7 protein-coding genes are annotated in these 6,689 nt (G+C 31.6%); all 7 read right to left on the bottom strand.

The features are described 5' to 3' along the window. Nucleotides 1-154 precede the first annotated feature (154 nt). Nucleotides 155-685: a DUF6584 family protein gene (locus ACN0QX_RS15055; RefSeq protein WP_417198142.1), complete on the bottom strand. Its 531-nt coding sequence runs from the start codon at nt 683-685 to the stop codon at nt 155-157. A gap of 160 nt (nt 686-845) precedes the next feature. Continuing rightward, nucleotides 846-1,064, bottom strand: coding sequence for a hypothetical protein (locus ACN0QX_RS15050; RefSeq protein WP_417198141.1), 219 nt, complete (start codon nt 1,062-1,064; stop codon nt 846-848). Between the two features lie 262 nt (nt 1,065-1,326). Further along, entirely contained in the window at nt 1,327-1,941 is a 615-nt protein-coding gene (locus ACN0QX_RS15045; RefSeq protein ID WP_417198140.1) for a hypothetical protein, read from the bottom strand. 145 nt (nt 1,942-2,086) lie between these two features. Beyond that, nucleotides 2,087-2,818 carry a hypothetical protein gene (locus ACN0QX_RS15040; RefSeq protein ID WP_417198139.1) on the bottom strand — a complete coding sequence of 244 codons (732 nt, stop codon included), beginning with the start codon at nt 2,816-2,818 and terminating at the stop codon, nt 2,087-2,089. 114 nt (nt 2,819-2,932) lie between these two features. Next, on the bottom strand, nt 2,933-4,759 hold the full coding sequence (locus ACN0QX_RS15035; protein WP_417198138.1) for a phospholipase D-like domain-containing protein: 1,827 nt from the start codon (nt 4,757-4,759) through the stop codon (nt 2,933-2,935). Between the two features lie 168 nt (nt 4,760-4,927). Continuing rightward, a complete protein-coding gene (locus ACN0QX_RS15030; protein ID WP_417198137.1) occupies nt 4,928-5,521 on the bottom strand; it encodes a hypothetical protein in 594 nt (197 codons plus the stop codon). Between the two features lie 152 nt (nt 5,522-5,673). Then, nucleotides 5,674-6,276, bottom strand: coding sequence for a hypothetical protein (locus ACN0QX_RS15025; protein WP_417198136.1), 603 nt, complete (start codon nt 6,274-6,276; stop codon nt 5,674-5,676). Nucleotides 6,277-6,689 lie beyond the last annotated feature (413 nt).

Below are 6,689 nucleotides of genomic sequence, written 5' to 3'. Positions count from 1 at the left end.
TATTGTGGGCAACGGTCTCGTATAACCGTCAGTTACGGTTTTAAAGTTAATAATTTTCGGTTTAGCACAGACGTTAGCAATTCCGAGTGGATTCGGACGTAGTCGAATCCGCCGTAATTGCGGTTATACATTGTTGTGGTGTCGTTTTTTATTCTCAAAATATCCATTTTATTACAGTCACAAAACCAATAATTATTAAAATTCCGATGAATGCTAAAATCGAGAAAAAAATAAATCCGCCTAATTTTTCCTTAAAGGTTTGTTTGTGGTCAGAATTATTCTTTTTCTGTTTATTCGTTTTCGGATTGAACTTCGGGATATAATTTGTTTTCTCTTTACTGTCAGATTCTAATTCCGATAACTTTTTTTGTGCAAATTCAGAAAGTTTTGATTTGTCTCCGCGAAATACAATCTCTTGTAAAATCTGGTATCCAGAATAGTTTACCGATTTCTCATAAATCTCAACGCATTTTTTAATTCGCTCGTCAGTTGGTTCAGTCAGAATCCAATATTTTCCAGCAGAGTCCAAAAATCCGCTTTCGTAATAAAGTTCAGCGAGTTTATTCCACAATTCAATTTCATTCGGATTTTCCTGTATTAAATTCCGCAACCTGTCAGTCGCTTTGAATTTCAATCCGATTTCAATTTCGGAATCTATTTTGTCTAATTTTTCTTTTAAACTCACAATGTTTCTCTCAAATGCACCACAACGGTCTCGTATAACCGTCAGTTACGGGTTAATGTGCGTTAATTTTCGGTTTGGCACAGACGTTAGCAATTCCGAGTGGATTCGGACGTAGTCGAATCCGCCGTAATTGCGGTTATACATTGTTGGCAAATCGTTTTTATTCTTCTTCATCTACTAATGGATAACTAAAAATTGCGATTACTTCATTGTCTATTTCGGCTTGGTCAAAATATTTCGAGTGGGAATCGTCCGTGTCATTTTCATAAAACTCACGAGTAATAAATTCCACATTATCCAGTGAAGTTATTATCCAGCCAGATTCGTCAATCATTTTTTCCGCAATAATTTTGGCTTTGTCAATGTCCGAATAATTCATCCAGCAATTTATATAAGCTCCAGCTTCGTCCGATGGATTTATCGGTTCTATTTTTGGTTCAGCAGTATATTGAATATAAATCATCTGTTCAAAATTCAGTTTGCGTTTTGTTTTTAAATGTTTGCCAACGGTCTGGTATATGATGCGTTGCGTGTGTTAACCCGGAAGTTAACAAATAAAAACCAGATAGAAAATCCGCGAGGATTTTCGTAAGTAGGCTCTCACTAGCAATGGATTATATACGTTGTTGGCAAATCGTTTTTTATTTTAATAATTCGACAAAAGTATTATTGGTCGACACTTCACTATCAACCGCAAAGTAGTTTCTATTCAGTAATAATTTTTCAGGCATCGAATCCATTTTAATAAACCTTAAATCAGAAATATACCCTACAAATTTTAAACTGTCCAAATCTCTATAATCAAAGTATATGATGTTTTGGTCAGATTTAATTTCCTTAAATATCAATGAGTCATTTTCTCTCTGTAGATACAAAAATGTAACTTCTCGTGACTCAACCTTTGACATTGGAATACTATCTGCTGGTGAATAAAAACTAATCATTCCTTTTAAAATTGAGTCTCCTTTTTTACCCTCAACATTAAGATTATAAAATTTACTTTTTGTACTATCGATTGAACCATTTTTATAGAATTTCCATTGATTCCAGAATGTGTCCTTCTTTTTTGAAACATAAGCTTCGTATTCTTCACTGTTTAAATTTTCTTCTCCGTAAATAATTCTAATTTTTTGGAAGAGTTTAGTAGTGTCTTGTTTCGACTTATTAGTGATTAATTCAGATTCGGTTTGCTTATCTTTTTTGCAAGAATAAATTGAAATCAGCAGTATTAAAAAAAGTAAATAAGTTTGTTTCATCAAATGTTTGCCAACGTTTTTGTGTATGGCTCGTTGCGGGAAATCCGCGAGGATTTTCCGCCGTAGCCGAAAGATAGCAAATTGCAAGGAATTTTCGGAAGAAAATTCAGCCGCAATGAGCTATACACGGTGTTGTAGCACGTTTTTATTTTTTATATTTTCCACTAAAATAGCACCTCATTCCGTGATGGTCACAGTTTTTTTCTGTTACATCAATTTCATTGTTTTTAAATTTGAAAATTAAACTTTCACAACCTTGACCACTGTATTTTGCTATTCCGTTTGAGTCAATTTTGGCAATTCCTTTTAATTCTCCAGAACAACCACTTTGATGAGCTGTTGTTATTTCAAATTCGATTTCTTTGTTTTGATTGTATTTAATTGTAAGTCTACCGAACGAAATTCCACCATCATTAAAAGGGCTGTTGTAAGTTCCGTTATATTGAGAAAATTTGGAATCCGATATTGCTTTTTTAGAACTTTCATAGTTGTCAGAAGTCAGTATTAAAGTGAAATCTTTTGCAGAATCTCCATTTGGCTTACTCCAAACTCCATTGATTTTATTTTCGTTAATAATTTTTCCTTTCCACAATCCAGTTTGATTTCCGTTTTTGTCAAACTCATTTAATGTTACAGTACTATCGTTTTCAATTGTTCCATTAAGTTCAATATCAGTTCCTATTTTGTCGTAAAAATATGTGCCATTGATTTTTCCATTTTCAGAACTCAATTTTATGTGTAATGGATATTTGTTGTCAATTTTTCCAGCATAGGTTTTTATAAAGTCAAAGTTTGGTTTTTCTGTTTTAGGTTCATTTTTACAAGAACTTAAAAAGAACAAAATTAATGCTGTTAAACTGTAAAATGTTTGTTTCATAAATGGCGTTTTTCTTAAATGTGCTACAACGGTTTTGTGTATGGCTCGTTGAGGAAAATCAGCTATGATTTTCCGCCGTAACCGAAAGATAGCAAAAATTGCAATGAATTCCGATTAGGAATTCAGCCGCAATGAGCTATACACGTTGTTATGCCACGTTTTTATTCCGATTACTATTGCTTTAATTATAAGTTTCGAGAATAAATTCAATAATCTTTTGTTTTCGACGTATCTCACATAATTCGGTGAATGCTTATAATAAAATTTGATAAACTTTCTGCCAATCAGTCTTTTTTTAAGTGTTATGTCTCTGAATTTTCTCAATTCCAATACTTCTGGATGATTGTAATTTCCATATACCATTGTTGCAATATAGCAACCCTCTTTCTGTTTATACTTTCCAACTTTGTTAATTCTGTCCCTATCATCTTTCTCCTTTAATCTTTTGTCAATGTTCTCTAAAAAAGATTGACCACTATATCCGTTCTTATACTTAATATAACCTCTTGCAAATTGACTTTTATAATTTTCAAATTCTGAATAGGTTAATTCATATGGCTTGAAGTACGACAATCGATGTCTATTGTAGGCGAGCGCAACATAAAAACTGAAATATTTTTCATTTTCATCACTTAAGAAAATGAAATCTTCTTTTACTGTATTTTCAGGAAGGATTAACTCTGGTTTTTCTGATAGGGTTTTTCTTTTATAGTTGTATATTGTTTTTTTGAAAGCGTTTTGTTCAAAGTTCTTGGTTTTTTTGTCTAAATAAATGAGTCTATTATTTTGTGTATCTCTTCTGAAATGAGGTAATTCAATAAAGTTTACCTTGTCATCATCATTATCAATTTCATAATAGTCATACTTGAAACCAACGATAGTTTTATTTAAAAAGTCTTTTAGGCCGTATTTATATTCATCTCCAAATCTTTTGTTTTTTCTCATTCCAAAAATTCCTATTTCGTTGTATAACTCAATAGAAATCATATCCAATTCATACTTTTTTAGCTTTATATCGACAATGTATTTTTTTGAACCTAAATTTGAGAAATTCTGTAAGTAAAGCCCATTTGGAAGTTTGTCTGTGAACTGAACTTTATCTCCTATTATGTTATTTGCTTTGTCTATAAAAAATACATACTTATAACTATTCCAAGTTTCAACTCTGTAAGTGTCTTGATTAAAAGGGAATACACCATTTCGCTCACTTTTTATTGAAGGCACAAAATCATAAAATTGAGGTAACGAAATCTTTTTGTTTAGAACTTTATTGATTTTATTAAGCGAATGCTTTGATTCGACAAAGTATTTTGTTCGCAGGAACTCTTCTTCCTCTTCCTCATTTTGAATTAAATAAACCCCAATTTTTAGACTCTTGAAGAATTTGTTGGATTCAGAAAGTTCTAAATTTTGTAGAGAATAAAAATATGGGAATTCTGTTTGTCTTTTTTGATACAAATAATCTCTAAACTCCCAATCAATATTCTCTAAACTCTCTAAAGAATACTCGAAAAAATCGTCTATTGGTTTACAGTTTTTTTTGAGTTTGTCAAATTGAACTATAAACTTATCTGCAAAATCATAGTTGTCATAAGTTATTTGTATGTTTTCTTCGTTAGTCGATGCATTTAAAGTCCAGTTGTAAGAACCATTAATTACAGTTCTGTTGTCAATTACGCAAAACTTATTGTGCATTAATTTTTTAGACAAAAAGATTTTAGCTCTATTGTAATAGAGGGATTTAAAAAGGTCTTTTTTGTTTACGTGGTCATCATATATTATGATTTCAACCTCTACGTTGTTGTCGATTAGTTCATTAACCTTTTTTATAATTCGCTTGTCGGTAAACCAAGCTACGGCTATTTTTAGTTCAGATTGGCATTCATTCAGGTTTTCGATAATTTGAGACCTTATATTTTCAAAAAAAACTTGTTGATTCATTTATTGATTTAGGTTTGTCTCAAATGTGGCATAACGGTCTCGGCTATGGATAGTTGCGTGGTTTGGTTACTAATTTAGTAAAAGTTCTCGAACGAGAGGAAAATCCGTAGGATTTTCCGAGTAAGTACGAACCAAGCAATTATTTATAGCCATTGTTGTATGCAGTTTTTATTTTTTTTCTAATTCACTTATTAATTTCAGTATTTTCTCTCGATTTTTTCCAGATTTTATCCAGTGAGGTAACTTTTCGACCAATGTCCAGTGAGTTCTTCCATTTTTTTCTCTCAAGTCTGCTGAAATGTAATCCTTTAAATATTCCAAATGGTCATGATTGAAAGCCCAAAAGTTATTTCCTCTGAAATTTTGAGTCAGCCACAATGGTAAACCAAAATAACTGTCGGATGGTTTTCCAGTTTCGAGATATGTCCATTGTCGTTCAATATTTCTTGGTTTGTAATTTTCCGTTTCTCCACAGTTAGGACACTTAATTGCGATGGTCTCTTTTTTCTCATTAACATTCGGAATGTTTATGTTTATCTCTGTTGCGCAATGAGAACAATGACAATTAAGTTCTACCGAATATGTTTCTTTTCTGCCTTTTTCTGAATGAAAACAATTCGGGCATTTTAAGGTTCTTTGCGAAAAGAATGACTCTGGCTCATCCTTTGTAATCATAGCTCGATTTCGACATTTTGGGCACTCAACCAAAATTTCATTGGTAAAATGGTAGATGGTAATATTTTTGTCTTGAAATCGATTCATTTCTCAAATTGCATACAACGGTTTCGGCTATGAGTAGTTGCGTGGGTTGGCAATTAATTTTGCAAGTACATACCAAACTGAAAATCCGCGAGGATTTTCAGAAGTAGGCGAGAACAAGCAATTATTTATAGCCATTGTTGTAAAGCGTTTTTTTAGAATGGTAAATCGTCATCTATGTCGTTTGATGGTTTAATATTTTTTGACACTCTAATATTATTAACATATTTCCTCCAAAAGTAAATTCCTTTCGATGTGAAGCGATAGTAGAATTCACTTTCGTTAGTTACTTCTTCTACTATTCCTTGAAAAAGGAATTTTTCTTTAATTATTTCGTTTATTCCGTGAGGAAAACTTCTTTCATTTCTTATTTTCACTCCAACATCTCTAAAATAATCATACATATCAGTTTTTTTGAACTCCTCATAGAGTCCATCATAAACAGCTGATTGATTTTTTGAATTATCAGAATTGTAATCGGATACCAAATCTTTAAGAGAATTGTTTTCTTGTTTTAAATTATCTATTTGTTCTAATTGTTTTTTTAGTGATTCTTCTCTTTCATCTAGTTGCGTTCTTAACTGTTCTAATTGGTTGTTGAAATCAGCTTTATCTCTGTAACTTGCTTTTAAGTCTTCTAATTTACTTTCTTCGATTGCAATTTCTTGTTTTCCCTCATAGTCAAAAATTATTTGTTTTAATACGTTTTTCTTTCTTCCAATTGTCGATTTCCTCACCAATTCATCAACTGCCCACATAAAATAAGGTAGAATTATTACATAAATCAGAGCAACAACAAGTGGTACAATTAAATAGTTGTAAACTGACGAATAATTTGACACGATGTGTTCTATCCTTTTTCAATTGTTTTTTCTGAAAAAATTAGAATCATTATTGGACGCCAATTAATAGCAATCCAAGAAATAATGAAAGTCCCAATAAGTGGATTTTTTATTCTATCCCTCGATGCTTCAAAAAACGATTTTATTATATCTTTCATTAATTTTCAAATGCTTTACAACGGTCTCGTATAACCGTCAGTTACGGGATTAAAGTTAATAATTTTCGGTTAAGAACTGGCGTTAGCAATTCCGAGTGGATTCGGACGTAGTCGAATCCGCCGTAATTGCGGTTATACATTGTTGTAGGTAGTTTTTATTCAATATTTTCT

The sequence above is a fragment of the Bizionia sp. genome, assembly GCF_048259285.1.
In the GTDB taxonomy this organism is placed as follows: domain Bacteria; phylum Bacteroidota; class Bacteroidia; order Flavobacteriales; family Flavobacteriaceae; genus Algorimicrobium; species Algorimicrobium hallyeonense.
Note: the sequence above shows the minus strand (reverse complement) of the source record. Positions and strands in the feature narration are given on the sequence as shown.